Source organism: Streptomyces sp. NPDC025721 (assembly GCF_055558595.1).
In genome coordinates this window covers 579,504-605,351 of record NZ_JBVHMF010000001.1, presented here as the reverse complement: position 1 = coordinate 605,351, position 25,848 = coordinate 579,504, and the positions used below count along the sequence as shown (strand labels likewise).

At 73.3% G+C, this 25,848-nt stretch carries 22 protein-coding genes; 9 read left to right on the top strand and 13 right to left on the bottom strand.

Going from position 1 to position 25,848, the window contains the following annotated elements:
* Nucleotides 1-17: 17 nt before the first annotated feature.
* From ACZ4EF_RS02690 to ACZ4EF_RS02680, 3 genes are all read right to left on the bottom strand, one after another.
* Entirely contained in the window at nt 18-974 is a 957-nt protein-coding gene (locus ACZ4EF_RS02690; RefSeq protein ID WP_467502388.1) for an LLM class F420-dependent oxidoreductase, read from the bottom strand.
* 3 nt (nt 975-977) lie between these two features.
* Nucleotides 978-2,240, bottom strand: coding sequence for an amidohydrolase family protein (locus tag ACZ4EF_RS02685; RefSeq protein ID WP_355337681.1), 1,263 nt, complete (start codon nt 2,238-2,240; stop codon nt 978-980).
* Nucleotides 2,241-2,337: 97 nt separating this feature from the next.
* A complete protein-coding gene (locus ACZ4EF_RS02680) occupies nt 2,338-3,099 on the bottom strand; it encodes an AMP-binding protein (protein ID WP_355337678.1) in 762 nt (253 codons plus the stop codon).
* 601 nt (nt 3,100-3,700) lie between these two features.
* On the opposite strand from ACZ4EF_RS02680, the gene afsR reads away from it, so the two are divergent.
* Nucleotides 3,701-6,634 (top strand): SARP-family global regulator AfsR, encoded by a 2,934-nt coding sequence (afsR, locus tag ACZ4EF_RS02675; protein ID WP_355337675.1) that lies wholly within the window; start codon nt 3,701-3,703, stop codon nt 6,632-6,634.
* A gap of 157 nt (nt 6,635-6,791) precedes the next feature.
* Nucleotides 6,792-6,953 (top strand): hypothetical protein, encoded by a 162-nt coding sequence (locus ACZ4EF_RS02670; protein ID WP_355337672.1) that lies wholly within the window; start codon nt 6,792-6,794, stop codon nt 6,951-6,953.
* Between the two features lie 325 nt (nt 6,954-7,278).
* Here the strand turns inward: ACZ4EF_RS02670 and ACZ4EF_RS02665 are convergent, their stop codons facing one another.
* Entirely contained in the window at nt 7,279-9,042 is a 1,764-nt protein-coding gene (locus ACZ4EF_RS02665) for a FadD3 family acyl-CoA ligase (RefSeq protein WP_467502385.1), read from the bottom strand.
* A gap of 101 nt (nt 9,043-9,143) precedes the next feature.
* Between ACZ4EF_RS02665 and ACZ4EF_RS02660 the strand changes: the two genes are divergently transcribed.
* The 4 genes from ACZ4EF_RS02660 (at nt 9,144) to ACZ4EF_RS02645 (ending at nt 12,270) form a co-directional block, all read left to right on the top strand.
* Nucleotides 9,144-10,298 carry a lipid-transfer protein gene (locus tag ACZ4EF_RS02660; RefSeq protein ID WP_391043232.1) on the top strand — a complete coding sequence of 385 codons (1,155 nt, stop codon included), beginning with the start codon at nt 9,144-9,146 and terminating at the stop codon, nt 10,296-10,298.
* Between the two features lie 8 nt (nt 10,299-10,306).
* Complete coding sequence (locus ACZ4EF_RS02655) at nt 10,307-10,756, top strand: Zn-ribbon domain-containing OB-fold protein (protein WP_401310583.1); 450 nt, start codon at nt 10,307-10,309, stop codon at nt 10,754-10,756.
* A complete protein-coding gene (locus ACZ4EF_RS02650) occupies nt 10,753-11,529 on the top strand; it encodes an enoyl-CoA hydratase/isomerase family protein (protein ID WP_467502383.1) in 777 nt (258 codons plus the stop codon). The genes ACZ4EF_RS02655 and ACZ4EF_RS02650 overlap by 4 nt, the downstream gene beginning before the upstream one ends.
* Nucleotides 11,530-11,613: 84 nt before the next feature.
* Nucleotides 11,614-12,270 carry a hypothetical protein gene (locus ACZ4EF_RS02645; protein WP_355337657.1) on the top strand — a complete coding sequence of 219 codons (657 nt, stop codon included), beginning with the start codon at nt 11,614-11,616 and terminating at the stop codon, nt 12,268-12,270.
* A 37-nt stretch (nt 12,271-12,307) separates the two neighbouring features.
* Here the strand turns inward: ACZ4EF_RS02645 and ACZ4EF_RS02640 are convergent, their stop codons facing one another.
* From ACZ4EF_RS02640 to ACZ4EF_RS02630, 3 genes are all read right to left on the bottom strand, one after another.
* Nucleotides 12,308-14,914 carry a serine/threonine-protein kinase gene (locus ACZ4EF_RS02640; protein WP_391162420.1) on the bottom strand — a complete coding sequence of 869 codons (2,607 nt, stop codon included), beginning with the start codon at nt 14,912-14,914 and terminating at the stop codon, nt 12,308-12,310.
* A 553-nt stretch (nt 14,915-15,467) separates the two neighbouring features.
* The gene (locus tag ACZ4EF_RS02635) at nt 15,468-16,658 is read right to left on the bottom strand and encodes an acyl-CoA dehydrogenase family protein (RefSeq protein WP_467502380.1); all 1,191 of its coding nucleotides are present in this window, start codon (nt 16,656-16,658) and stop codon (nt 15,468-15,470) included.
* A complete protein-coding gene (locus tag ACZ4EF_RS02630) occupies nt 16,655-17,803 on the bottom strand; it encodes an acyl-CoA dehydrogenase family protein (protein WP_355337648.1) in 1,149 nt (382 codons plus the stop codon). The genes ACZ4EF_RS02635 and ACZ4EF_RS02630 overlap by 4 nt, the downstream gene beginning before the upstream one ends.
* A gap of 177 nt (nt 17,804-17,980) precedes the next feature.
* Here ACZ4EF_RS02630 and ACZ4EF_RS02625 point away from each other — a divergent pair, with 177 nt between their 5' ends.
* Entirely contained in the window at nt 17,981-19,132 is a 1,152-nt protein-coding gene (locus ACZ4EF_RS02625) for an acetyl-CoA C-acetyltransferase (RefSeq protein ID WP_467502378.1), read from the top strand.
* Nucleotides 19,133-19,138: 6 nt separating this feature from the next.
* On the opposite strand, the gene ACZ4EF_RS02620 is transcribed toward ACZ4EF_RS02625, so the two are convergent.
* From ACZ4EF_RS02620 to ACZ4EF_RS02600, 5 genes are all read right to left on the bottom strand, one after another.
* A complete protein-coding gene (locus ACZ4EF_RS02620) occupies nt 19,139-19,930 on the bottom strand; it encodes a VOC family protein (protein WP_355337642.1) in 792 nt (263 codons plus the stop codon).
* Between the two features lie 84 nt (nt 19,931-20,014).
* Nucleotides 20,015-21,088, bottom strand: a complete 1,074-nt coding sequence (locus ACZ4EF_RS02615; RefSeq protein WP_467502375.1) for an NAD(P)H-dependent flavin oxidoreductase — start codon at nt 21,086-21,088, stop codon at nt 20,015-20,017.
* The gene (locus tag ACZ4EF_RS02610; RefSeq protein WP_355337636.1) at nt 21,085-21,900 is read right to left on the bottom strand and encodes a CoA-transferase subunit beta; all 816 of its coding nucleotides are present in this window, start codon (nt 21,898-21,900) and stop codon (nt 21,085-21,087) included. The genes ACZ4EF_RS02615 and ACZ4EF_RS02610 overlap by 4 nt, the downstream gene beginning before the upstream one ends.
* Nucleotides 21,897-22,769: a CoA transferase subunit A gene (locus ACZ4EF_RS02605; RefSeq protein WP_467502373.1), complete on the bottom strand. Its 873-nt coding sequence runs from the start codon at nt 22,767-22,769 to the stop codon at nt 21,897-21,899. The genes ACZ4EF_RS02610 and ACZ4EF_RS02605 overlap by 4 nt, the downstream gene beginning before the upstream one ends.
* Nucleotides 22,766-23,515: an enoyl-CoA hydratase family protein gene (locus ACZ4EF_RS02600; protein ID WP_391043208.1), complete on the bottom strand. Its 750-nt coding sequence runs from the start codon at nt 23,513-23,515 to the stop codon at nt 22,766-22,768. The genes ACZ4EF_RS02605 and ACZ4EF_RS02600 overlap by 4 nt, the downstream gene beginning before the upstream one ends.
* Before the next feature lie 111 nt (nt 23,516-23,626).
* Between ACZ4EF_RS02600 and ACZ4EF_RS02595 the strand changes: the two genes are divergently transcribed.
* Both ACZ4EF_RS02595 and ACZ4EF_RS02590 read left to right on the top strand, forming a co-directional pair.
* Entirely contained in the window at nt 23,627-24,409 is a 783-nt protein-coding gene (locus tag ACZ4EF_RS02595; protein WP_467502371.1) for an SDR family oxidoreductase, read from the top strand.
* 4 nt (nt 24,410-24,413) lie between these two features.
* The gene (locus ACZ4EF_RS02590; protein WP_355337624.1) at nt 24,414-25,061 is read left to right on the top strand and encodes a TetR/AcrR family transcriptional regulator; all 648 of its coding nucleotides are present in this window, start codon (nt 24,414-24,416) and stop codon (nt 25,059-25,061) included.
* 268 nt (nt 25,062-25,329) lie between these two features.
* Here ACZ4EF_RS02590 and ACZ4EF_RS02585 read toward each other — a convergent pair whose 3' ends face one another.
* The gene (locus ACZ4EF_RS02585) at nt 25,330-25,815 is read right to left on the bottom strand and encodes a nitroreductase family deazaflavin-dependent oxidoreductase (protein ID WP_355338068.1); all 486 of its coding nucleotides are present in this window, start codon (nt 25,813-25,815) and stop codon (nt 25,330-25,332) included.
* Nucleotides 25,816-25,848 lie beyond the last annotated feature (33 nt).

Below are 25,848 nucleotides of genomic sequence, written 5' to 3'. Positions count from 1 at the left end.
ACGGGGGGCAACGGGCCTCACGTGTCGAGGTGCGGTGCCACATCGGCGGCGAACGCCGCCATCTGGTCGAGGAGTTCGGCCACGCCCCGGCTGCGGAAGCGCACCTGGATCTGGTCGACGCCCATGGCCCGGTAGGCGCGCAGGCTCTCCGCGAGCGCGTCCGGCTCGCCGTGCAGGGTGTACCGGCCGACGTGCCAGCCGGGCTCGCCGACGTAGAGCGGTTCCGCGATCGCGCCGATCTCGATCGGGTCGGCGATCCCGGCCTCGGCGCGCAGCCGCCGGACGCGGTCGATCTGGCCCGGCAGCCGGTCGCGCGGGTCGCCCTGCGGCAGCCAGCCGTCACCCCTGAGGGCGGCCCTGCGGACGGCGGCCGGTGACGAGCCGCCGACCCAGACCGGCGGCCGGGGCGTCTGCACCGGGCGTGGCCGCTGCCCGAGTCCGGCGAAGTCGTAGCGCTCGCCGTGGTGTTCGGGGAACTCGTCCTCGCCGAGCGCCGCCTTCAGCGCGTCGATGGTCTCGTCGAGCACGCCGCCGCGCCCGGCGAAGTCCGCGCCGACCGCGTCGAATTCCTCGACCACGTGCCCGGCCCCGACGCCGAGGATCAGCCGCCCGCCGGAGAGCCGGTCGAGCGTCGCGTACTGCTTGGCGGTGGCCAGCGGGTGCCGCAGTCCGACGACGGCGACATGGCTGAGCAGCCGCACGCGTTCGGTGACGGCGGCGAGATAGCCGAGGGTGGCCACCGGGTCGTACCAGGTGGTGGACATCGCGGCGGCCAGCCTGCGCGGCACCGCGATGTGGTCGCAGACGGCCACGTACGCGAAGCCGTGCCGGTCGGCGGCGCGGGCGACGGCGGCGAGTTCGGCCGGGCCCGCGTCGGCCTCCCAGCCCTCGGCGTACATCGTGCTCTGCGACTGGACGGGGAGTTGCATGCCGTAGGAGAGCCGCCCTGGCGGCAGCACGCGCGGGACGCCCATGGCCTACGCCCCCGCGCCGGGTCCCGGGACCGGCCCGGCGCTCGAACCGGGCCCGGGCCACAGGCCGTCGGGGGTCAGGCCGAGCAGGTCGATGGCGTTGCCGCGCACGATCCGCTCCACCACGTCCTGGGAGAGGTGGCCCATCTGCGCCTCGCCGACCTCGCGCGACGTGGGCCACGTGGAGTCGGAGTGCGGGTAGTCCGTCTCGTAGAGGACGTTGCCGACGCCGACCGCGTCGAGATTGCGCAGGCCGACCGCGTCGTCGAAGAAGCAGCCGTAGACGTGCGAGGCGAAGGTCTCGGACGGCGGGCGCCGCACCTTGTCGGCGACCCCGCCCCAGCCGCGGTTCTCCTCCCAGACGACGTCGGCGCGCTCCAGGATGTACGGGATCCAGCCGATCTGCCCCTCGGCGTACATGATCTTGAGGTTCGGGAAGCGTTCGAGGGCGCCGGACATCAGCCAGTCGACCATCGAGAAGCAGCAGTTGGCGAAGGTGATGGTGGAGCCGACCGCGGGCGGCGCGTCGGCGGAGGTGGACGGCATCCGGCTGGAGGAGCCGATGTGCATGGCGATGACGGTGCCGGTCTCGTCGCAGGCGCGGAAGAAGGGGTCCCAGTAGTCGGTGTGCACCGACGGCAGTCCGAGGTGCGGCGGGATCTCGGAGAAGCAGACCGCCCGTACGCCGCGCGCCGCGTTGCGCCGTACCTCGGCGGCGGCCAACTCGGCGTCCCACAGCGGTATCAGGGTCAGCGGTATCAGCCGCCCGCCCGCCTGCGGGCCGCACCACTCCTCGACCATCCAGTCGTTGTACGCGCGCACGCACAGCAGCCCGAGGTCGTGGTCCTCGGCCTCGGTGAAGGTCTGGCCGCAAAAGCGCGGGAAGGTGGGGAAGCAGAGCGCGGACTGCACATGGTTGACGTCCATGTCGGCCAGCCGCTCGGGCACCGAGTACGAGCCCGGCCGCATCTGCTCGTACGTGATCGCTTCGAGCCTGATCTCGTCGCGCGAGTAGCCGACGGCGGTGTCGAGCCGGGTCAGCGGGCGGCGCAGGCCCTCGTACAGCCACCAGTCGGCGAGCGGTCCCTCGTCCCCCGGCTCGCCCATCGTGGGCGCGAACCGGCCGCCGAGGAAGGTCATTTCCTTCAGGGGCGCGCGCACGATGCGCGGCGCGGTGTCGTGGTGTTTCGACGGGAGCCGGTCCCGCCAGACGTTGCCGGGCTCCACGGTGTGGTCGTCCACCGAGATGATCTTCGGGAAGGTCTCCATGGGCACAACGGTAGCGCCGATCTGACGATCCGTCAGCTAACGTGTCGTCACATCGTTGGCACTACGGGCCTCCGGGGCTCCCCGGCTGCGGCGGACGTCAGTCGGTCACCCGCACCGGCAGCAGAATCCGCCACACCGCGTCCTCCACGCCGTGCACGGCCGCGATCCAGCCGACGTTCTCCTCGTCGGTGCCCAGCCGTACCGCCTGCGCCAACTCCCCCATCACCTCGGTGAGATCGGCGTGCGCCATCGCGGGCTCCAGCCGCCCGCCGACCACGCCGTCGTCGTAGTAGCGGTGGTACGCGGGCGCGCTGCGCAGGACGCCGACCGGCCGCCAGTTCTGCGCCAGCCGCCACACGGGCTCGCCCGCGACGCGGACGCCGTCCGCCTCCATCACCTGGGTACGGGTGCGGTCGACGGCCAGCGCGGACCAGCCGTCGGAGCCGGTCAGCACCAGGTCGGGGTCGCAGCGGCGGACCGCGCGGGAGACCGCGTCGTTGGCGCCCGGTCCCGGCAGCACCAGCGGCACCGCGGCCATCCCCGCGTACAGGCAGCCGAAGAAGGCGCCCGCGAGGTCCGGGCCCTGCGGATAGGCGAGCAGCACGCGCGCGCCGGGAGCCAGCAGGCTGCCGAGCCGGGCGGCCACCGCGCGGGCCCGCCGGTCGAGTTCGGCGAAGCTGCACCCCGCGGTGCCGCTGACGGTCGTCCGCGGATACGGCAGCGCGGGCACGGCCTGCGGGGCGCGCTCGGCGCGGCGGCGCAGCAACTCGCCGGGCAGCCGTCCGGCGTCCCCGAGCCGCCGCGTGCCGCCGTTGCCGCCGCCCCCGCCGCCGGGCCGCTCGCGGCCCTCGCCGCTCATCGCGGGCCCCGCGGCCGGGGCCGGCATCCGTCGTACGGATCCGGCCGGGCGCACCGGGCGCACCTCGCGTACCGGAGCCCGGAACAGCTCGGAACCGGCGGCCGACGGCAGGTGCCTCGGCCTGACAGGCAGTGACCCGATCGGCCCGTCCGGCTCACCGGCACCTGCCGCATGACTCGTGCACTCAGCACACATGAAACGCCCGCTACCTGTTCTTTCGCAGGACACACACCGGCATGGACCAGTCCCACACAGCACAACCTCCGCGCACGCACAGACGGAACCTCAAATTCCAGCCCAACTTTTGCTGCAAGTCCGGTTCGGGTCCTTGCACGGGGTGACCCCGGCGGCCCGACACGGCAAACTGGCACGGACGGTGCCGAACCCTCGGTCCCGTGCGCCATGCGGACAACTGTTCCGTCCGGCGATGAACGATTGATATACGTGCGGGCGACGGGCCGCGGGGGCGCCCGGCTTCGCGAATAATCGGGTCACGCACCAATCAGCGCCCGGCGGCCGACCACCGCCGGAGGCTGGCACAAGCAGTGCGCCGCTCCAGGCGCGGGTACACAATGAGCAGGTCCACGTTCAGGGGGCAGAGATGGAAAGCAGGACGGAACCGGGCAACAGCCTGCGGTTCGCGGTCCTCGGTCCGGTGCGCGCCTGGCGAGACGACGAGCCGATCGTCACCGGCGCACCACAGCAGCGCGCCTTGCTGGCCGCGCTGCTGCTGCGCGGCGGGCGCACGGCGACCGCGTCGGAACTGCTCGACGCCGTCTGGGGAGAGTCACCGCCCAACACCGCGCTCGCCGCGCTGCGTTCGTACGCCTTCCGGCTGCGCAAGGCGCTCGGCCCCGAGGCCCTGGTCACCGACTCCGGCGGCTACTCGCTGCGGGTCGCCGACGACGCGCTGGACTGCGCCGTCGTGGAGCGGCTGGCCGCCGAGGCCGACAAGCAGCGCGCCGTCGACCCGGTCCGCGCCCGCGAACTGCTGGGCACCGCCCTGGAGATGTGGCACGGCGAGCCGCTGGCCGGGCTTCCGGGGCCGCACGCCGAGACGCAGCGCAACCGGCTCGCCGAATGGCACCTCGGCCTGATCGAGACCCGTCTCGAACTGGACCTGGAGCTGGGCGCGCACGCCGAGGCCGTCTCCGAACTCACCGCGGTCTCGGCCGAACACCCGCTGCGCGAGCGGCTGCGCGCCCTGCTGATGCTGGCCCTCTACCGCAGCGGCCGGCAGGCCGAGGCGCTCGGCGTCTACGCCGACACCCGCCGTCTGCTCGCCGAAGAGCTGGGCATCGACCCGTCGGCCGAACTGAAGGACCTGCACCAGAAGATCCTGGAGGCCGACCCCTCGCTCGCCGCCCCGGCCGGTTCCGCCGCCGGACCGGCCGAGATCGTACGGCCCGCGCAACTGCCCGCGACCGTCGCGGACTTCACCGGCCGCCGCAATGTGGTCAGGGAACTGAGCGAGCAACTGGCCCAGGCGTCGCAGGGCAGCGGGGTGATGGCGGTCTCCGCCGTCGCGGGCATCGGTGGCGTCGGCAAGACCACGCTCGCCGTCCATGTCGCCCACGCGGCCCGCGACTCCTTCCCCGACGGGCAGTTGTACGTCGACCTCCAGGGCACCGACCCGCGCCCGGCGGAACCCGAGGCCGTACTCGGCTCGTTCCTGCGCGCGCTCGGCACCCCGGACTCCGCGATCCCCGAGTCGCTGGCCGACCGCGCCGCGCTCTACCGCTCCACCCTCGACGGCCGCCGCGTGCTCGCGCTGCTCGACAACGCCTACGACGCCGCGCAGATCCGCCAGTTGCTGCCGGGCACCCCCGGCTGCGCCGCCCTGGTCACCAGCCGGGTGCGGATGGTCGACCTGGCGGGCGCGCATCTGGTCGACCTCGACGTGATGTCGCCGGAGGAGGCGCTCCAGCTCTTCACCCGGATCGTCGGCGAGGAGCGCGTCACCAGCGAACGCCAGGCCGCCCTCGACGTCGTCGCGGCCTGCGGTTTCCTGCCGCTGGCCATCCGGATCGCCGCGTCCCGGCTGGCCGCCCGCCGCACCTGGACCGTCTCCGTACTCGCCCACAAACTGGCCGACCAGCGGCGCAGGCTGGACGAACTGCGGGCCGGGGACCTCGCGGTGAAGGCCACCTTCGCCCTCGGCTACGGCCACCTGTCGGCGCCGCAGGCCCGCGCCTTCCGGCTGCTCTCGCTCGCCGACGGCCCGGACATCTCGCTGCACGCGGCGGCGGCCACCCTCGACCTGGACCCGTACGAGGCCGAGGAGCTGCTGGAGGCGCTGGTCGACATCAGCCTCATCGAGTCCGCCGCGCCCGCCCGTTACCGCTTCCACGACCTGCTGCGCCTGTACGCCCGCGAGTGCGCGGAGCGCGACGAGACACCGCGGGAGCGCTGCGCGGCGCTGTCGCGGGTGCTGGACTTCTACCTCGCCTCGGCCTCCTGCGCCTACGAGTTGGAGAACCCCGGCGACCGCGTCCTGGACCACCTCGCCCTCACCGCGCACTCCGGCCTGACCTTCGGCGCCCCGGACGAGGCCCTGGAATGGCTCTTCTCCGAGGCGCAGAATCTGCTGGCGGCCGTCCAGCAGGCCGCGGACGGCGGCTGCGAGGGCCCGATGCGCCGCGCCGTCGACCTGCTGCTGGTCGCCCAGGACCTGATGGAGTCCGGTGTCTACGCGCGGCAATACGAGCAGGCGACGCGGACACTGGTGACGACGGCGCACGACTGCGGGGACACGCTGGTGGAGGGGCGCGGGCGGATCTGGCTCGGCCAACTCCTGCGGATGTCGGGCCGGTTCGAGGAGGCCGAGACCGAGGCCAAGCGCGCCCTGGTGCTCGGCCTGGCCGCCGAGGACCCGATGACGTCGAGCTACGCGCCCAATCTGCGCGGCAGCATCGCCCATCAGGGCCAGCGCTTCGAGGCGTGCGCGGAGTACCACACCACCGCCCTTGAGGCTTTCCGCGCCGACGGCAACAAGCACGGCGAGGCGGCGGCGCTCAGCAATCTCTCCCGCGCGCAGATCGAACTGGGCGACATCGCCGCCGCGGTGGCGGCGACCGAACGGGTCGTCGCGATCTACCGCGAGTTGGGCGCCGGCTTCCGGCTCGGCAACGGCCTGTACGCGATGGGCATCGCGCTCACCGCGGAGGGCCGCCTCGACGACGCGTTGAGCTGCCTCACCGAGGCACTGGGCATCTTCCGGGAGGCGCGGCAGCAGTTCTGGGAGGGCATGACGCTCTTCCGGCTGTCCAAGGTTCACCTCGCGGGCGGCAGTTGGCGGCAGGCCGCCGCCCACACCGAGCAGTCGCTCGTCATCCTCCGCGAGGTCGGCGGCGAGTGGCGCACCGCCAACGCCCTGACCGTACTCGGCAGCGCGCTCGACGGCATGGGCCAGCCGGTCCGTGCCCACGCCTGCTGGCACGACGCCCTGGCCGTCTTCACCGCGCTCGGTTCGCCCGAAGCGGCCGATGTACGGCGCCTGTTGGGGGACGAATCATCCCCCTCTGTCGCGGTATAAGCCCAGGTCGATTCGCTCAACGCGCCCGTTTATCAGTTGATTATCGGTGGATGCCACGATTCCATCACTGCACGAGCTGCCCGCTCGGTGGTGTACGGGGGTCGCCACCGGGCGGGCTTTCACGACAGCACGTCCCCAAGCACACAGGGAGAGCACCATGAGCACCGAAGTTCCGAAGCTTCCGAAGACGGACCCGCCGGTCGACCCGGACAACTTCCACACCGACGGCACCGAGCAGACGGCTCCGGACGGGCTCCTCACGCCGAAGAAGCCCGTCGTCAAGCCGGACAACTTCCACACGGACGGCACCACCAAGTAGCTTCCGTACCCCGCTCTGGGGAGGGCGGGGCCGCGGAGGACCCCAAGGGGACCGCAGGGGGACCCACGGGGTTGATCAGGGGAAAACAGCACGGGGCAACAGGGGAACACGGGGGATCGGGGGACCGGGGAACCTCGGTGGGGGCCGAGGGGGACCGGTGAAAGCCGCCCAAGGGGGGGCCGGGTGACTGCGGGGGGTTCCACAGCACGCACCCGGGGGCGCACCAAAGACTGACCGCGGCGCGGAGGGGGCGCCGCGGTCAGTCCGCTTCCGCGGGCCGGGGCCTCGCAAATCAAGCCTCGTCAGGGGCCGGGCCGCGCGCGGGTCAGTCCGCGGCCGTACGCAGCTCGTTCTTCTTGACCTTCCCGCCCGCGTTGCGCGGGAGTTCGGGGACGAAGCGGACGCCGCGCGGGACCTTGTAGTTGGCCATTTCGCGGCGCGACCAGGCGATGAGGTCGTCGGCGGTGAGGGTGGAGCCGGGGCGGCGGACGACGTAGGCGCGGCCGACCTCGCCGAGGCGGGGGTCGGGGACACCGATGACGGCGGCGTCGCGGATGTCGGGGTGGCGCAGCAGCAGTTGCTCGATCTCCGCCGGGTAGGCGTTGAAGCCGCCGACGATGTACATGTCCTTGAGGCGGTCGGTGATCCGCAGATTCCCCTCGGGGTCCAGGACGCCGATGTCGCCGGTGTGCAGCCAGCCGTCGGGGTCGACGGCGCGGGCGGTGCCCTCGGGGTCCTCGAAGTAGCAGGACATGACGTGGTAGCCGCGGACCAGGACTTCGCCGGGCGCGCCGGGCGCGGCGTCGACCCGTACCTCCGTGTCGGGGATGGCGCGCCCCGAGGTGACGGCGACGGTCGCGGCGGGGTCGCCCCTGCGGCACATGGTGACGGTGCCGGACGCCTCGGTGAGTCCGTACGCGGTCAGGACGGTGGCGATCCGCAGTTCGGCGCGCAGCCGTTCGACGAGTTCCAGCGGGATGACCGCGGCCCCGGTGACGACGAGCCGCAGCGCGGACAGGTCGTGGGCGGCGCGCGCCGGATGGTCGAGCAGCGACTGGTGCAGGGTGGGCGGGCCCGGCAGTACGGAGATCCGCTCGGCGGCGATGTTGGCGAGGACGGTGTCCACGTCGAAGACGGGCTGCGGCACGATCACGGCGCCGCGCATCAGGCAGGCGATGACGCCCGCCTTGTAGCCGAAGGTGTGGAAGAAGGGGTTGACCACCAAGTAGCGGTCCCCCGCGGTCAGTCCGGCCAGCGCGCTCCAGACGCCGTAGACGCGCAGCGTCTGGGCGTGCGTGATGACGGCGCCCTTGGGGTGTCCGGTCGTGCCCGAGGTGAAGATGATGTCGGAGGGGTCGCCGGGCGCCACGGCGTCGGCGCGGGCGCGTACGGTCGCGGCGGGTACGTCTGCGCCGGCCGCCACGTAGCCGTGCCAGGACAGGAATCCGGTGGGCGGCGCGTCGTCGCCGAGGACGACGACGTCACGCAGGTGCGGCAGGCCGGGCAGCGGTCCCTCGCCGTCGCCCTCTCCCGCAGCGCGGCGCAGCGCGGCCACGTACGACGTGCCGAGGAAGGTGCCGGTGACGAACAGCAGCCTGGCGCGGGTGCGTTGGAGTATCCAGGCCGCTTCGGCGCCTTTGAAGCGGGTGTTGAGCGGGACGAGGACGCCGCCCGCGCTGACCGCGCCGAGCGCGGCGACGATCCAGTTCAGCGAGTTGGGCGCCCAGATCGCGACCCGGTCGCCGGGGCGCAGTCCCGAGGCGACGGCCGCGGCGGCGGCACTTTCGACGCGGGCGCCGAGTTCGGCGTAGCTGACGCGGGTGCGGCCGTCCACGACGGCCTCGTGCTCGCCGTGGGCGCGGGCGGCGGCGCGCACCAGGCGGGGCAGGGTGCCCCAGCGGAGGTCGGCGCGGGGGTCGTCGGCGGGTGAACCGGCCGTGGATGAACCGTCGTTGAAGGCACCGCCCTCGGATGAGGCGTCGCCGTACGAGGTGTCGCCGTGCGAGGTGTCGCCGTACGAGGTGTCGCCGTACGAGGTGTCGCCGTACGAGGTGTCGCGCGGATCGTCGTCCCGCAGGTCCACATCCATGACGTCCTCTCCCGTAGCTGACTACCCGTCAGATTAACGGTAGCCTGACGACCTGTCAGCAGTTCGTCAGTGCATCCGGGGACCCGCGGAGGTGTGTGCCCATGGGCGGCGCTGCCCTGAAAGACGCGACGGCCATCGTCGGGATAGGCCAGACACCGTTCGCCAAGTCGCTCCCGGAGTCGGAGAAGACGCTCGCGTGCCGGGCGGTGCTCGCCGCGCTCGACGACGCGGGCATCGACCCCGGCGAGGTCGACGGCTTCGCCTCGTACACGATGGAGGACACCGACGAGGTCGAGCTGGCCAAGGCGATCGGCGCGGGTGATGTGACCTTCTTCGCCAAGTCCGGTTACGGCGGCGGCGGTTCGTGCGCGACCGTCGCGCACCTCGCGGCGGCCGTCGCCACCGGTCAGGCGTCGGTCGGCGTCGCCTGGCGGTCGCGCAAACGCGGCTCGGGACCGCGCCCGTGGAGCAGCACCACCGTCCAGCTCCCCATCCCGGCGCAGTGGTCCCGGCCGTACGGTCTGCTCCGCCCGGCCGACGAGATCGGCATGCTCGCCCGCCGCTACATGCACGAATACGGCGCCACCCGCGACCACTTGTTCAATGTGGCGCTCGCCTGCCGCAACCGCGCCAACCAGAATCCGGCCGCTCTGATGTACGAGCGCCCGCTGACCCGCGAGATGTACATGACCGCGCGCTGGATCAGCGAACCGCTCTGCCTGTTCGACAACTGCATGGAGACCGACGGGGCCCTGGCCTGCGTCGTGGTCTCCGCCGAACGCGCCCGCGACTGCCGCCGCAAGCCCGTCTACGTGCACTCCGCCGCGCAGGGCCTGCCCGCCCAGCACCACGGCATGGTCAACTACTGGACCGACGACCCGCTCACCGGACCGTCCTGGACCGCCGCCCGACACCTGTGGAAACAGGCCGACTTCGGGCCGCAGGACGTCGATGTCGCCCAGATATACGACGCCTTCACCCCGCTGATCCCGCTCTCCCTCGAGGGCTACGGCTTCTGCGGACGCGGCGAGGGCGCCGCCTTCACCGAGGGCGGCGCCCTGGAGACCGGCGGACGGCTGCCGATCAACACCGGTGGCGGCGGCCTGTCCGAGGCGTACGTCCACGGCTTCAACCTCATCACCGAGGGCGTCAGGCAACTGCGCGGCACCTCCACCGCCCAAGTCCCCGACGCCGCCACCTGCCTGGTCACGGCGGGAGAGTGCGTCCCCACATCCGCTCTGCTGCTGAGGAGTTGACAGCCGCGATGCTGCTGCCGGTCATCGACGAGGACGGCGCGCCCTTCTGGGAGTACGCGCGCCAGGGCGAGTTGCGCGTCCAGGCGTGCGCCGACTGCGGACGGCTCCGCTTCCCGCCGCGCCCCTGCTGCCCGTACTGCCGGTCCTTCGGGTCCCGCTGGGAGCGGATGAGCGGACGCGGCCGGATCTGGTCGTACGTCGTCGCCCACCCCCCGCTGCTGCCCGACTACGCCGAGCAGGCCCCGTACAACGTGATCGTGGTGGAGCTGGCCGAAGAGGCGACCCCCGAGGGCGGCCGGATCCGGCTGGTCGGCAACCTCGTCGCCCGCGCCGACGCGCGCCTCGACTCCGTGGACCCGGCGCGGCTGCGGATCGGCGCCGCCGTGAAGGTGGCCTTCCCCGACCCGGCCGCCACGGACGGCGTCGTCGTACCGCGCTGGCTGCTGGAGCGGCCATGAGCGTCCGGCGCACGGAGGCCGGTGACGGGGTCGCGCTCGTCACCCTCGACCGGCCCGAGCGGCACAACGCCCTGGACGGCGCGAGCGTGGACGGGCTGCGCGAGGTGTGGCGCGACCTGCGCTTCGACGACGCGGTACGGACGGTGGTCCTCACCGGCGCGGGCGACCGGGCGTTCTGCACCGGCGTCGACCGCGGCCTCGACGTACCGCAGCCGTCGTCCCCGTACTGCGTCGACGACCCCCTGCTCACCGCGGGCCCCAAGGCCAACGACCTGTGGAAGCCGGTCGTCGCCGCCGTCAACGGCATGGCCTGCGGCGGCGCCTTCTACCTCCTGGGCGAGGCCGAATTCCTCATCGCCGCCGAAGACGCCACCTTCTTCGACCCGCACACCGCCTACGGCATGGTCAGCGCCTACGAGTCCGTCCTCATGGCGCAGCGCATGCCCTACGGCGAGGCCATGCGCATGTCCCTCATGGGCACCGCCGAACGGGTGAGCGCCCGACGGGCCTACGAGACCGGTCTCGTCTCCGAGGTCGTGCCCGGCCCCGACCTCCTCGCCACCGCCCTGCGCGCCGCCGCCGTCCTCTCCTCCTACCCGACCGAGGCCGTCCAGGGCACCGTGCGCGCCGTGTGGTCGGCCCGGGAGGCGGCCCGCGCGCACGCCACCGCGCTCGCGCCGCACCTCATCGCACTCGGCAATCTGCCGCCGGAGCGGCAGGCGGAGCTGTTCACCGGGCGCGCCCGGGGGCCCGCCGCCTTCCGGTTGAGGTGAGCGCGGCTCACGTGGCGGGTGCGACGGTCGCGGCGTAGCGTCGGCCCCGAGGGGGCTGAGCGAGCGAAGCGAGGCGACCACGAGATGTTCCGCACCGTCGTCGGGTCGCTTCTCGCCCTCATCGGAGCGGCGGGCGCCGTCTGGAGCCCCTTCCGTGCCTGGTACGGCGGCCGCCATGGCTCCGGCATCCGGGTCGACGACCTCTTCACCGGGGTCGGCGTGACGCCTGACAAGGCGGCCCTCCTCGGCTCCCTCTTCCTCCCCATGGCCTTCGCCGCCCTCCTCACCCTCCTGGGCGTCCTCCTCCGCTCCCGCCTCACCCTCGCCCTCGCCGCCCTCCTCGTCCTCGGCATCACCATCCTCTGGATGGTCCGCCAGGGCCAAGCCTCCGGCTCCCTCACCGCCGGCGGCAACGGCCTCGACTACGGCGTCGCCACCGCCTTCGCCTCCGGCCTCCTGCTCCTCCTCGCCGCCGCCGTCCTCCCCGGCCGCCACCGGCCGCGCCGCGCAACGCCGGTATTCGAGGAGCCCCGGTACGACGAGCCGACGTACGGCCGGTATGACGAACCCCGCTACGAGGAGGAGGAGACGGGGCGGGGTGCCCCCGCAGAACTGCGTCGACAAGTGGACGACGCCTACGACACGACCAGGCAGACGCAGTTCGAGGAGGTGCCCCGGCCCGGCACCGACGACCTGCCCAGCGGCGCGCAACCCCCGCCCACCAGCCCGCCCGGCGCCTGAGGGCATCAGCCCGCCCGGCGTTTGAGGGCCCACGGGCTCACGCCCGACGCGAAGTCGCCCCGGTCCCCTTCGTCGCGTCGAGCGCGTACACGCACCGGTCCTTCGAGCACGCGTACACCACCCCCTCCGACGTCACCGGCGACCCGGTGATCTCCCCGCCGGTCTCAAGCCGCCACCGCAACTGCCCCCCGGCCGCGTCGACCGTGTACAGACAGTGGTCCTTGGACCCGAAGTGCACCCGCCCGGCCGCCACGGCGGGCGAGCCGACGATCTCGTTCTGCGCCGCGAAGCGCCACCGCGGCGCGCCACTGACGGCGTCCAGCGTGTAGAGCGCGCTCCCCGCGCCGAGGTGCAGCGCACCATTGGCGACGATGACGGGTTCCAGCGACTGCCGCGGCTCGGTGGCGACGCGCCAGCGCGCGTGCCCGTCGGCGGGATCGAGGGCGTAGACGGTGCCGAGGTGGTCGGCGACGTACACGCCGCCGCCCGAGACGCCGGGCCCCGGCACGTGCGCGGGCGGCGAGAACATGACGGCGGGGGCGTCGAAATGCCAGCGCTCGGCGCCACTGCGGGCGTCGAGCGCGACGACCCGCGTCCCGGCGGTGAGGTGCACGATGCCGTCCGCGACGACCGGCCGGGTGGGCACGGAGCCCGCGACGCCGGGTTCGCCGACCGGGTACGACCACATCTCGGCGCCGGTGAGGGAGTCGACGGCGTGCAGGTGGCCGCCGCCCTGGTAGTAGACGGCGCGGCCGAGGACGGTGGGCCCGGAGTCCGGGGACTCGAATTCGGTCTGGGCGCCCGACCGCTCCCAGCGCAGTCCGCCGCGCGCCGCGTCCCATGCCTGGATGCCGCCGCCGCGGGTGGCGGTCACGACCGTGCCGGAGTCGGCGCGCAGCGCGTACACCCAGCCGTCGATCGCCGTACGCCAGCGCTCGCCGCCGTCGACCGCGTCGAGCGCGAAGAGGCTGGGGCCGTCGGAGGCGTGGATACGGCCGCCGTCGACGGCCATCGTCCAGGCGACGTCGCGGGTCTTGAACTGGCGGCGCCCGCTGGCCACATCGAGCGCGTGCACTTCGAAGGAGGTGACGTAGAGGAGTCCGCCGGAGACGACGGGGGTGCCCCACACATCGTTCGACATGCGGAAACGCCACGGCCGCCACTCGCCGGGAGCGGCGGCCTGGGACTGGAGGCCCGACTGGGCGCCGTGCTGGGCCTGCTGCGACTGCGGCTGTGATTGCTGCTGCTGTTGTGACTGCTGCTGTGACTGCGGAGCCTGCTGCGCTTGCTGGCCCTGCTGCGCCGGGAGGGCGGCGGGGGCCTGGGCCGCGCCGCCGTTCGCCACGGCACCGGCGTTGGCGCCCGCGTTGGCGTTCGCGCGGTGCGCGCCCGCGCGGCGGCGTACCCAGTCCGTACCGGGCGCGGCCCCCGCCTTGTGGTCCGCGGCGTCCGCGACCCGCATCCCGGGACCGATCGGCGCGGAACCGGCGAGCTGTACGGGAACGGCGGAGGCGGGACCGGATGTGGGACCGGAGCCGGGGCCCGCCGCGGGTCCGGCCGCGGGGCCGGATACGGGTACGGGCGCGCGGTGGTTGCCGCGGCCGTCGGGCGCGCCCGCGTGCGCCGGTGCGTTGTTCGGCGGCTGCTGCGGCCGGGGCGGGGAGTTCGGCGGGAGCGGCGGCGCGTTGCCGGGCAGTTGCGGGCCCGCGGCGTGCGCGCCCCGGCTGCCGCCCGCGGCGACGGCGGGCCGTCCGCTGCGGCGCTGCTCTATCAACGCGACCGCGCCGGGCGGCAGCCAGGCCGACGCCGTACCCGTGTCGTCGCCGCCGGTGGAGTACAGATGCGGTGCGAGCTGCGCCTGGAGGTCGGCGGGGGTGGGCCGCCGGTCCGCCTCCATCCGCATGCAGGACTCGATGAGCGGGCGCAGCTCGGGCGGCAGGCCGTGGAGATTGGGGCCCTCGCGCAGCAGCATGAAGACGGTCTCGACGGGGTTGGCGCCGTGGAAGGGCGCGTGGCCGGTCGCGGCGAAGACCAGGGTGGAGCCGAGCGAGAAGATGTCGCTCGCGCCGCGCACGCTGCGGGAGTCGCGGGCCTGCTCGGGCGACATGTAGGCGGGCGTGCCGACGGCCACGTTCGTCATGGTCAGGCGGGTGTTGGAGACGCCGGACGCGATGCCGAAGTCGATGACGCGCGGCCCGTCCTCCACGACGAGTACGTTCGACGGCTTCATGTCGCGGTGCACGAGACCGGCGGCGTGGATCGACTGCAACGCCTCCGCGATTCCGGCGGCCAGCCACCGTACGGCCTGTGCGGGCATCGGGCCCGCCTCGTTGACGATCTCCTCCAGCGACGGGGCCGGGACGTAGGCGGTGGCGAGCCACGGGACGGCGGCGCGGGGGTCGGCGTCGACAACGGCCGCGGTGTAGAAGCCGGAGACCGCGCGGGCGGCCTCCACCTCACGCGTGAAGCGGACCCGGAAGAGCTGGTCCTCGGCCAGTTCGGCGCGCACGGTTTTGATCGCCACGCGGCGGCCGGAAGCCGAGCGGGCGAGATAGACCAGCCCCATGCCGCCGGCGCCGAGCCGCGCCAGCACCTCGAAAGGGCCGATCCGTCTCGGGTCGTGCTGCGTAAGCTGCTCCACCACTGCCCTGCCACCTCCCCGTGCCCGCGTTGCCCGCGCTGTCGCGGCCTTACCCCGTGCTGCGCGCCGTACCGTCGTTCCGTTGTCGCTCTGCCGTCGTGCTGTTGCGCTGTGGTGCTGTCGTGCTGTCGTGCTGTGGTCGCTCTGCCGTTGTCGCCGTGCTCGTGCCGTGCTGTCGTGATCGAGCGCTTGCGCCCGCCTGTACTGCTTTGCCCGCTCTGCGCGCTCCGTACCCCGTTCGACCGGCCCAAGCGCCAGGGTACGGGCCTGATTCTTCCTGGGATGGGCGCCGGTTGCGAACCCGGGGCCGCCGCGACACGCCCGGAGAGCGAACTCGTTATCATCCGCCATTCGCACCGTCTCCGGCGCGCGGCGCGCCGAACGAGGCGTCCGGGAGGGAGGCATGGGACGCACGTGGCGCACCGGCGGCGTCCAAGTGCCTTACGGGGCGGGCGAGTCGGGGCAGGCGCCCGTGGACGGGGGCCGCGCGGGGCGGTCGCGGCTTGGTGCCAGGACGGTCCCGGGTCGGTCGCGGCTTGGTCCTGGGGCGGCGGGTTCAGCGCGGCGGGCAGGACCGGGACGGGCCGCCCGGCGCGAAGAGGTCGGCCGCCACGGCGGCGCGATGCCGGGTGGAATCGCCCCACGCGGCGGAGAGCGCCCACACCCGGCGCAGCCAGAGCGAGAGGTCGTACTCGTCGGTATAACCGATCGCACCGTGCACCTGGAGGCACCCGCGCGCCGCTTTCCCCGCCGCCTCGTTCGCGAAGACCTTCGCCATGGCCGCGTCCCGCGCCGCACTGGGCAGCCCGTGGTCGTACGCGTACGCCGCCCGCGCCACCACAGGCCGCGCGAATTCCACGGCCAGCAGGACGTCCGCCAGCCGGTGCTTCACCGCCTGCCGCTCGCCGATCGGCGACCCGAACTGCACGCGGCCCTTGGCGTAATCCACCGTCCGCTCCAGCATCGCCGCCGCCGCGCCCACCAGGTCGGCCGCCGCCCCGATCGCCCCAAGCCGCGCCGCCTTCCCGGCCGCCTCCCCCCACTCCCGCGCGAGCACCCGCCCGCCACCTTCCGCCACACGCGCCAGCCCCCGATTCGGGTCGACCCCAGCAACGGGCGTACGCGGCCCGGCCCCCGCCTCCCGCAGCTCACCGTCTTCCGTGACCACCAGCACGTGATCAGCGTGGGCGGCGTGCGCGACAACGGGTTGACCTGCTGGTTCGGATACGGATGCGGATGCGGACGTGGGTACGGGTCCCGGCGCCGGGTCCCGGGCGGGAAGGGACACGGCGACGGTCGCCGCGCCCTCCGCCAGCCCGCGCAGCACATCCGCCCCTTCCGGCAGCCCCCCGAGCAGTTCCGCCGCGACCGCCGCCTCCAGCAAGGGCTCGGGCAGGCAGGCACGGCCCGCCTCCTCGGTGAGCGCGACGAGCGCCTGCGCGCCCAGGGGCGGCTCGTCGAGGTGCTGCCCTCCGAGGTGCTGCCTGCCGGAACCGCGGCCGCCGGGACCATAGCTGCCGGAACCGTGGCCGCCGGGACCGTAGTCGTCGGCACCGGGACCGGAACCGAGACCGAGGCCGCCGTACTCCTCGGGGACCAGCAGCCCGGTCGCCCCGATCCCGGCGAGCGCCCGCCAGCGGTCCCGCGAGAACCCGGCGCGCACGCCGGCCGGTGTGCAGCGCGCCGCCAGCAGCTCGCGGGCGGTGCGGGCGAAGAGCTGTTCGTCGGGCGTGGGCGCGAGTCTCATCGGCGGGGCTCCCGGGGGAGGCCGAGCAGCCGCTCGGCGATCACATTGCGCTGGATCTCGTTGGTGCCCGCGTAGATGGGTCCGGCGAGCGCGAAGAGGTAGCCGTCCAGCCACGGCCCGCACCGCTCCGCCTCCGCGCCGAGCACGCGCAGCGCGATGTCGTGCAGGTCGAGGTCCAGTTCCGACCAGAAGACCTTGTTCAGCGAGGACTCCGGCCCGCTCTCCTTGCCCTCCCGCATCCGCGTCACCGTCCGGTAGGTGTACAGCCGGTACGCCTCCGCCCGCATCCACACGTCCGCCACCGCGTCCCGGTGCGGCGCCGCCTGTTCCGGGCGCAGACGGCACAGGTCGAGCAACCGGTCGGCCGCCGCCAGGAACCGTCCGGGGCTCCGCAGACTCAGCCCCCGCTCGCTCCCGGTGGTGGACATCGCGATCCGCCACCCCTCCCCCGCCTCCCCCAGGACGTCCCGGTCGGCCACGAACACGTCGTCCAGGAACACCTCAGCGAATCCGGCCTCCCCGTCGAGCTGCCGGATCGGCCGTACCGTCACCCCCGGCGCCGCCAGGTCGACCATGAAGTACGTCAGGCCGTGGTGCCGCCGCGAGTCGGGGTCGCTCCGGAAGAGGCCGAAGAGCCGGTGCGCGTAGGCCGCCCGCGAACTCCACGTCTTCTGCCCGCTCAGCCGCCACCCGCCGCGCGCCTCGTCCCGTACCGCCCGCGCCCGCAGATTCGCCAGGTCGGAACCCGCCTCCGGCTCCGACCAGCCCTGCGCCCACACCTCCTCCCCGCTGGCCATCGGCGGCAGCACCCGCGCCCGCTGCTCCTCCGTACCGAAGGCGAAGACGGTGGGCGCGAACAGGAAGATGCCGTTCTGCCCGACGCGCCCCGGCGCGCCCGCCCGCCAGTACTCCTCCTCGAAGATCAGCCACTCGTCCAGGCCGAGGCCCCTTCCCCCGTACTCCTCCGGCCATCCGACGACCGCCCACCCGGCCTCGTACAGCGTCCGCTCCCACTCCTGGTGCGCGCGGAAACCGTCCGCCGTGTCCATCGACGGCAGCGGCTCACGCGGCACCCGACGGGCGAGCCAGTCCCGTATCTCCCGCCGGAACGCGTCCTGTTGAGCACTGAAGGAAAGGTCCGTCACCGCGCTAGGATAACCGACTATCTGACGGATCGTCAGATCTCGGTACGGCCAGGACGCACCTCATCGCACGCCACCGCGCCCTCACCTCAAGGCACGTCACCTCACATCGCCTCACCTCTCTCATCACCCTCACGTCACCTCTCATCACCTCCCAGCCCTGCGAGAACGGAGCCCCCGATGCCCGAGGCCTACATCGTCGAAGCGGTACGCACCCCCGTCGGCCGCAAGAACGGCGCGCTCGCCCCCGTCCATCCCGCCGACCTCGGCGCCCATGTGCTGACCGCCCTGGTCGAACGCGGCGGCTTCGACCCCGGCGCCGTCGAGGACGTCGTCTTCGGCTGCGTGGACGCCATCGGCGGCCAGGCCGGTGACATCGCCCGCACCTGCTGGCTGGCGGCCGGACTGCCCGAGCACGTACCGGGCGTGACCGTCGACCGGCAGTGCGGCTCCTCCCAGCAGGCCGTGCACTTCGCGGCGCAGGCCGTGCTGTCCGGCACCAGCGACCTGGTCGTGGCGGGCGGCGTCCAGAGCATGTCCCGGATACCGATCGGCGCGGCCATGGTGGTGGGCCGCGAGTACGGCTTCACCGATCCGTTCTCCGGGTCCGCCGGCTGGCGCGCCCGCTACGGCGACCAGCCCGTCAGCCAGTTCGGCGGGGCCGAACTCATCGCCCGCGACTGGGACATCAGCCGCGAGGACATGGAGCGCTTCGCCCTGGAGAGCCACCGTCGCGCCCTGCACGCGCTCGACAGCGGCTGGTTCGCCCGCGAAACGGCCGCCCTCCCCGAACTCGCCACCGACGAGGGCCCCCGCCGCGACACCTCGGCGGAGCGGATGGCCGCCCTGCCGTCGATCGTGCCCGGCGGCCGGCTCACCGCGGCCCTGTCCTCGCAGATCTCCGACGGCGCCGCCGCGCTGCTCGTCGCGAGCGAACAGGCGGTGCGCGACCACGGCCTGACCCCCCGCGCGCGGATCCACCATCTGTCCGCCCGCGGCTCCGACCCGATCCGCATGCTGACCGGGCCGATCCCCGCGACCGAACACGCCCTGGCCAGGACGGGCATGTCCATCGGCGACTTCGACGCGGTGGAGATCAACGAGGCGTTCGCCTCCGTGGTGCTGGCCTGGCTGAAGGAGACCGGCGCCGACCCCGACGTGGTCAACCCGTGCGGCGGCGCCATCGCCCTCGGCCACCCGCTGGGCGCGACCGGCGCCCGGCTGATGACCACCCTGCTGCACCACCTGGAGCGCACCGGTGGCCGCTACGGCCTCCAGACCATGTGCGAGGGCGGCGGCCAGGCCAATGTCACCGTCATCGAACGGCTCTGATCCGGCTCACGCGCCGGGTATCGAGCCGCTCCTCCGCGTCACGTCGATGATCGCGAACCTCGCGCCCTGGTCGTCGGCGACGACGGCCATCCGTCCGAACGGCGAGTCCTCCGGCCCCATGACGACCCGTCCGCCGAGCCGGCCCACGGTGTCGGCGGCGGCGTCGCAGTCCGCGACCACGAAGTAGACCTGGAAGGCGGGCGGCTCGTCGCCGCCCCCGGACGCGCTGTTCATCCGGCCGGCGAGCTGGCCCTCGGGGTCGCCGGGGCGGGACCACACCTTGTAGTCGAAGTGGACGCCGTCACCGACCTGTACGCCGTCGTAGCCGAACACCGTCTCGTAGAAGGCGTCGACCGCCGCCGCGTCCCGCGTGTGGTTCTCGGTCCAGCAGTAGGCACCGGGCACGTTGACCACGTCGAATCCGGGGTGGCCGCGGAGCTGGAAGGCGCCGAAGAAGGAGCCGCCCGGGTCGACGGCGCCGACCAGCACACCGGTGTCGCCGATCTCGTCGGGGCCGAAGACGACGTGCCCGCCCGCCTCGGTGATCTTGGCCGCGGTCTTCGCGGCGTCCGCGGTGGCCAGGTGTATGCCCCAGGCCGTGGGCATCGACTCGTCCATCTTGCCCATCAGGGCCGCCGCGTTCTTCCCGTCGAGCTTGGCCAGCGTGTAGTGCCCGAACTGCTCGCCCTGGTCCTCGAACGTCCAGCCGAACAGCTCGCCGTAGAAACGCCGCCCGGCCGCGAGGTCGGGAAGCGAGACGTCGGCCCAACAGGGAGCGCCTTCACCGAATGCGGACATGAGCTGGTTCCTCTCGCGAATGTCTGGAATGCCACCGTAACCAGTGATCTTCCCGCCCGCACGAGAGAGAATTCGAACATATGGTCAATTCTTGAGACGGCCCAGGACTTCCTCGGTTTCGGCCATGATCCGGTCCACCAGCTCCGCGCACGAGGGCAGGTCGGCGATCACTCCCGCCACCTGCCCCGAGGCCATGACGCCCAGGTCAGCGCGCCCTTCGACCATCGCGGCGCGGAGCAGCACCGGGGTGTTCGCGGCCATCAGGACCTGCGGCCAGCTCAGCTCGCGGGCGCCGCGCATCGCCCGTCCCTCCCGGAGCATCGCGCGCAGCGGCGTCCCGGACAGCCGGGAGAAGCGGACGGCGTTGCGCAGCGCGCGCGGGTAGCGGACGAGGGGGCCGCCGCGTTCCAGCGAGCGGACGAAGTCGGTGGCGAGGACGCGGTGCGGCACCCCGTCGACCTCGGTGGTGACGAGGGTGCCGGTGACGTCGGCGGCCAGGTAGCGGTCCTGGACGGCGCGCGGCACGGGCGCGTCGGAGGTCAGCAGGAAGCGGGTGCCCATCGCGATGCCGTCCGCGCCGTAGGCGAGGGCCGCGACGAGGCCGCGCCCGTCGAAGAAGCCGCCCGCGCCGACCACGGCCACCCCGCTGCCCCGCAGCGCGTCCACCACCTGCGGCAGCAGCAGCGTGGTCGGCACCCGGCCGGTGTGCCCGCCGCCCTCGCCGCCCTGCACGATCACCGCGTCCGCGCCCCACTCGGCGACCTTCTCCGCGTGCCGCCGCGCCCCGACCGACGGCACGGCGACCATCCCCTCGTCGTGCGCGGCGCGGATCAGCTCCCTGGTCGGCGCCTGGGCGAAGGACGCCACCCGTACGCCCTCGCGGCCCATCAGCGCGATCCGCCGTGCCGCGTCCGGTGCGTCGGCCCTGAGGTTGACCCCGAAGGGCCGTCCGGGGGCCGCCGCCTTGACCTCGGCGACGGCCGCGGTCAGTTCGTCGTACGACAAGGTGGCGGCGGCCAGTACGCCGAGGGCCCCGGCGTTGGCCGCGGCGGCGACGAGGCGGGGGCGGGCGACGTATCCCATACCGGTCTGCACGATGGGGTGGCGGATGCCGGTGAGGTCGGTGAGGCGGGTGCTCAGCGGACCGTCGGCGGTCATGCGGGGACCTCGCGGTCGCGGGCGGAGCGCGGGTCGAGGACGTCGCGCAGGACGCGCAGTTCGGCGTCGGTGGGCTGTCGGGTGGTGGGGACGCGGGCCGGGACGGTGAGGCGGAAGCCGGTCGCCGCTACGACCTGCTCCAGGGTGACGCCGGGGTGCAGCGAGGCGAGCCGCATGTGGTGGCCGGGTCCGCCGAAGTCCAGGACGCACAGATTGGTGACGACCGTGCGCAGACCGTGGAAGCGCGCGGCGCGGCCGACGGCGGCGGCGCGGTCGTAGCCGATGCCGCAGACGACGTCGACGCGCTCGACGAAGGCGCGCGGGGCGTGCCGGGGCACCCAGTAGCTGGTGGTGTGGTTGACGGTGTTGCCGGGGGCGCCGCGCGCGCCGAGGAGCTGCCGGGTGGGGCGGGCCCAGGGGCCGATGCAGGAGATGTTGGCGTTGCCGTACGCGTCGATCTGGCTGGGGCCCATCATGACGTGGCGCCGCCCGCGCGCGGCCAGGTCGAGGACCGCGCGGTAGGGCAGCCAGCCCTCGACGGTGAGCGCGTCGGGTGCTGCCCCGAGGGGGATGTCGCCGGCCAGCAGATAGGCCAGCCCGTCGCTGAGCACCAGGTCGGGGGCGAAGGTGGCGCGGGCGAGGCGGGCGCCGAGGGTGGGCACGACGCCCATGGGGCTGGCCAGGATCTCGCCGTCGCCGCGCCAGGCGTCGGCGCAGGCGGTGACGCAGATCTCGGCCCTGGTGGCGGGGGCGGTCGCCGCGGCGGTCGAGTCGTTCGGGGGCGCGGTCGGGCCGTTCGGGGGCGCGGTCATCGGGTCGCCTCCTCGCGGAAGTTATCCACAGCCTGTTGATAAGACGATTCATCCGTATGGGTGAGGAAGCGTTCGGCGAAGGCGGCCCAGGCCGCCGGGTCGGCCGCGGCGGTCGCGTAGGCGCGCTGGAACGGCTCGTCGCGGCCGTATTCGGGTGGGCACTCGGTGAAGTGCGCGCCGCGCGGCGCCTCGATCACGCCATGGGTGAGGTAGCGGTGCAGGACGAGGGCGTGCACGCACCCCGCCTCCTTGAGCAGGTCGGCGGTGGGCACGACGCGTTCGGCCGACACATAGGCGGCGTCCGCGGCCTGGCAGAACAGGTCGTCGAAGAACTGGTCGGGCCCGGTGAGTGCGGCGCTGCCCGCGGGGTCGGCGAGGTTGGCGTGCACCAGGGCGGCGTCCAGCCGCAGCGGCGGTACGGCGACCACCTCGTCCCCGGTGCCGTAGGGGTCGGGGAGCACCCGCAGCTCGGGCGCGTACCGCAGCACGTCGGCGCCGAGCCCGGCGCGTACCGGCATGAAGGGCAGCCGGAGGGCTGCGGCGCGCAGCCCCGCCAGGAACATGCCCTCGTCCATTTCGAGCGCCTTGACGGTGCCGTTCTCGCGGGCGGCACGGAAATGCGGCTCCAGGGGGACGGAATCGAGGGTGACGAAGCCGTAGACGACCTTGCGGACCTTGCCCGCCGCGCACAGCAGGCCGACGTCGGGGCCGCCGTAGGAGACCAGGGTGAGGTCGGTGAGCGGGGAGCGGAGGATCGCGCGCACCAGGGCCATCGGTTTGCGGCGCGAGCCCCAGCCGCCGATGCCGACGGTCATGCCGTCGGCGAGGTGCGCTATCGCCTCGTCGGCGGTCATGCGCTTGTCCGTCATCCGGCGCCTCCCTCGGTGAAGGCGTCGCGCAGCCGGTCGCCGACGCCCGCCAGGTTGAGTTCGAAGGTGAAGCCCTGTTCGTAGCGGTAGGAGCGCTTGACGTCGACCGGGTCGATGCCGTTGAGCGACTGTTTCGCGGCCCTGACCACCTGCGGGTCCTTGGCGGCGACCGCGGTGGCGATCTCGACGGCTGCGTCGCGCAGACGATCCCTGGGGGTGAGCGCGAGGACCGTGCCGTAGCCGTGCAGCTCGGCGGCCGTGGCGTTCTGCGACGTGTAGACCATGTGCCGCATGCGCTGCTGCGGTACGAGCCTGGCCAGGTGCGTGGCGGCGCCGAGTGCGCCCCTGTCGACCTCGGGCAGGCCGAAGTACGCGTCATGGGAGGCGATGACCAGATCGGCGTTCCCGGCCAGGCCGACGCCGCCGCCGAGGCAGAAGCCGTGCACGGCGGCGATCACGGGGACCGGACAGTCGTAGACGGCGGAGAAGGCGGCGGCGCATCCGGCGTTGGCGCCGAGCAGCGCGTCGAATCCGGCGGTGCTCTGCATCTCCTTGAGGTCGACCCCCGCGCAGAATCCGCGGCCCTCCGCGCGCAGGACCACCGCCCGCACCTCGGGGTCCGCGCCCTGCGCGGTGAGCGCGTCGGCGAGTGCGAACCAGCCCTTCACGTCGATCGCGTTGACCGGCGGCGCGTCGATCACCACTTCCGCGACGCCGGTCCCGGGGCGTGCCACCTGTATCGCCATGCGCCGTCCTCCGCCCGCTCGTTGGACTTTTACGGATGTACGGATCCGGATCCCGACCGATGCCCGGCACAGATCTGACGGATCGTCAGTTCCTCTGGCACGATAGCCCACGTGACGGACGACCTGGAAGGGCGAGTGGCGGTCGTGACCGGCGGCACGCGCGGCATCGGCCGGGGCATCGCCGAGGCGCTGGCGGCGGCCGGCGCCCGGGTGCTGGTGTGCGGGCGCACACCGCCCGCGGACCTGCCGCCCGGTGTCGCCTTCCGGGCCGCGGACGTCCGCGACCCCGAGGCGGTGCGGGCGCTCTTCGCGCACGTCGCCGAGGTGTACGGGCGGCTCGACCTGCTGGTGAACAACGCGGGCGGCTCCCCCGCCGCCGACGCCGCCACCGCCTCGCCGCGCTTCTCGCGGGCGGTCGTCGAGCTGAATCTGCTGGCGCCGCTGTACTGCGCACAGGCCGCGTACGCCCTGATGGCCCGCCAGCCGGACGGCGGCTCCATCGTCAACATCGGCAGCGTCAGCGGCAGCCGCCCCTCGCCGGGAACCGCCGCATATGGCGCCGCCAAAGCGGGCCTGGCCTCCCTCACCCGCTCGCTGGCCGCCGAGTGGGGCCCCGCGATCCGGGTGAACTGCCTGGTCGTGGGCCTGGTGCTGACGGACCGCTCGGCGGCGCACTACGGGGAGGGCGACCCCGCCGTACAGCGCGCGGTGGCCGCCACCATACCGCTGGGGAGATTCGCGGAACCGGCCGACATCGCCGGTCCCGTCCTCTTTCTGGCCTCCCCGTCAGCACGCTATGTAACCGGCGCTGAGCTGCATGTTCATGGTGGCGGTGAGCTGCCTCCCCATTTGCAGGCGGCCGAATCGCGCGCTGATCACCCGTCGGTAAACTGACGGCATGACAGGACAAGTTCGCACCGTCGACGGCCGTGTTGCCGGTCGCCGCGGGCAGGCGACGCGGCAGAAGCTGCTCGACTGCCTGGGCGAGATGCTCAGCACGTCGCCGTACCGGGACGTCAAGGTCATCGACGTCGCCCGGATGGCGGGCACCTCCCCCGCAACGTTCTACCAGTACTTCCCCGACGTCGAGGGCGCCGTTCTCGAACTCGCCGACGAGATGGCCAAGGAGGGGGCGGGCCTGACCGAATTGGTCGCGGGCCGCTCCTGGGTCGGCAAATCAGGCGCCCAGGCGGCCGAGGAACTCGTCGACGGTTTCCTCTCCTTCTGGCGGAAGCACGACGCCATTTTGCGCGTCGTCGACCTCGGAGCAGCGGAAGGGGACAAGCGGTTCTACAAGATCCGCATGAAGATCCTCAACGCCGTCACCAATTCCCTGACCGACTCCATCAAGGACCTTCAGAGCAAGGGCAAGGTCGACAAGGAGGTCAGCCCGGCGGCCGTCGCCGGATCGCTGGTCGCCATGCTGGCCGCTGTCGCCGCTCACCAGAAGGGCTTCACGAGCTGGGGCGTCAAGCAGGCCGAGCTGAAGCCGAATCTCGCGCTGCTGGTCCACCTCGGTGTGACCGGAAAGAAGCCCGCCAAGTAGCGGACGCGGCACGCACCGCTTTTCGCGTTGACGTTTCGCCGTCCTGCCAGAAAGTCACGCCCTGACGCGGGCGCCGCACAGTCCTCGGGGGAGGTACGCGGCGCCCGCGTCTTCGTGTGGGTGACGGCACGGATCCCCGGCTTCGTGTACACGCTCCCGCGCGCACGCCTCCGTGTTCACGCTCCCGTGCGCGCGACTTCTGCCCGCGTCTTCGTGTGGGTGACGCCCCCTATCCGCGTCTTCGTGTGGGTGACCCTTCACCCCCGCCTCACTCGCGCGGCGTCAGCCGGAACACCCGGATCTCGCGCGTCACGCGGGAGGCGTAGACCGCGTAGGGCGGCCAGAAGGCGACCAGCGCCTTCCAGGCGGCGGCGCGGTCGTCGCCGGTCAGCAGGCTCGCGGTGACCTGGAGGTCGCGGCCCCGGCCGCTGACCACGGCGTCGGGATGCGCCAGCAGATTGGCCGACCAGGCCGGATGCCCCGGACGGCCGAAGTTGCTGCCCACGAGAACGAGGGTGCCGCCGTCCTCCGGCATGCACGCCAGCGGCGTACGCCGCGGCAGTCCGCTGCGGGCGCCGGTCGCGGTGAGGACGACGCCGGGCAGCAGGCTCGCGCTGACCAGGAACCTTCCGCCGGTCAGCCGGTGGACCGCGCTGTCCATGACCGGCACGACATGCGGCGCGATCTTGGCGAAGGCCCGGGTGGCCGACACCTTCTGCACGGACCTGCCGAGGACGCCGGTCCTGCTGACCACACCGCGCCCGCTGACGGCGCCCTTCACGTCGGC

Bases quoted from the DNA above. Each gene is read 5' to 3' on its own strand.
- ACZ4EF_RS02690 (WP_467502388.1), bottom strand. From the start codon at position 974: ATGGGCGTCCCGCGCGTGCTGCCGCCAGGGCGGCTCTCCTACGGCATG.
- ACZ4EF_RS02685 (WP_355337681.1), bottom strand. From the start codon at position 2,240: ATGGAGACCTTCCCGAAGATCATCTCGGTGGACGACCACACCGTGGAG.
- ACZ4EF_RS02680 (WP_355337678.1), bottom strand. From the start codon at position 3,099: ATGAGCGGCGAGGGCCGCGAGCGGCCCGGCGGCGGGGGCGGCGGCAAC.
- afsR (WP_355337675.1), top strand. From the start codon at position 3,701: ATGGAAAGCAGGACGGAACCGGGCAACAGCCTGCGGTTCGCGGTCCTC.
- ACZ4EF_RS02670 (WP_355337672.1), top strand. From the start codon at position 6,792: ATGAGCACCGAAGTTCCGAAGCTTCCGAAGACGGACCCGCCGGTCGAC.
- ACZ4EF_RS02665 (WP_467502385.1), bottom strand. From the start codon at position 9,042: ATGGATGTGGACCTGCGGGACGACGATCCGCGCGACACCTCGTACGGC.
- ACZ4EF_RS02660 (WP_391043232.1), top strand. From the start codon at position 9,144: ATGGGCGGCGCTGCCCTGAAAGACGCGACGGCCATCGTCGGGATAGGC.
- ACZ4EF_RS02655 (WP_401310583.1), top strand. From the start codon at position 10,307: ATGCTGCTGCCGGTCATCGACGAGGACGGCGCGCCCTTCTGGGAGTAC.
- ACZ4EF_RS02650 (WP_467502383.1), top strand. From the start codon at position 10,753: ATGAGCGTCCGGCGCACGGAGGCCGGTGACGGGGTCGCGCTCGTCACC.
- ACZ4EF_RS02645 (WP_355337657.1), top strand. From the start codon at position 11,614: ATGTTCCGCACCGTCGTCGGGTCGCTTCTCGCCCTCATCGGAGCGGCG.
- ACZ4EF_RS02635 (WP_467502380.1), bottom strand. From the start codon at position 16,658: ATGAGACTCGCGCCCACGCCCGACGAACAGCTCTTCGCCCGCACCGCC.
- ACZ4EF_RS02625 (WP_467502378.1), top strand. From the start codon at position 17,981: ATGCCCGAGGCCTACATCGTCGAAGCGGTACGCACCCCCGTCGGCCGC.
- ACZ4EF_RS02620 (WP_355337642.1), bottom strand. From the start codon at position 19,930: ATGTCCGCATTCGGTGAAGGCGCTCCCTGTTGGGCCGACGTCTCGCTT.
- ACZ4EF_RS02615 (WP_467502375.1), bottom strand. From the start codon at position 21,088: ATGACCGCCGACGGTCCGCTGAGCACCCGCCTCACCGACCTCACCGGC.
- ACZ4EF_RS02610 (WP_355337636.1), bottom strand. From the start codon at position 21,900: ATGACCGCGCCCCCGAACGGCCCGACCGCGCCCCCGAACGACTCGACC.
- ACZ4EF_RS02605 (WP_467502373.1), bottom strand. From the start codon at position 22,769: ATGACGGACAAGCGCATGACCGCCGACGAGGCGATAGCGCACCTCGCC.
- ACZ4EF_RS02600 (WP_391043208.1), bottom strand. From the start codon at position 23,515: ATGGCGATACAGGTGGCACGCCCCGGGACCGGCGTCGCGGAAGTGGTG.
- ACZ4EF_RS02590 (WP_355337624.1), top strand. From the start codon at position 24,414: ATGACAGGACAAGTTCGCACCGTCGACGGCCGTGTTGCCGGTCGCCGC.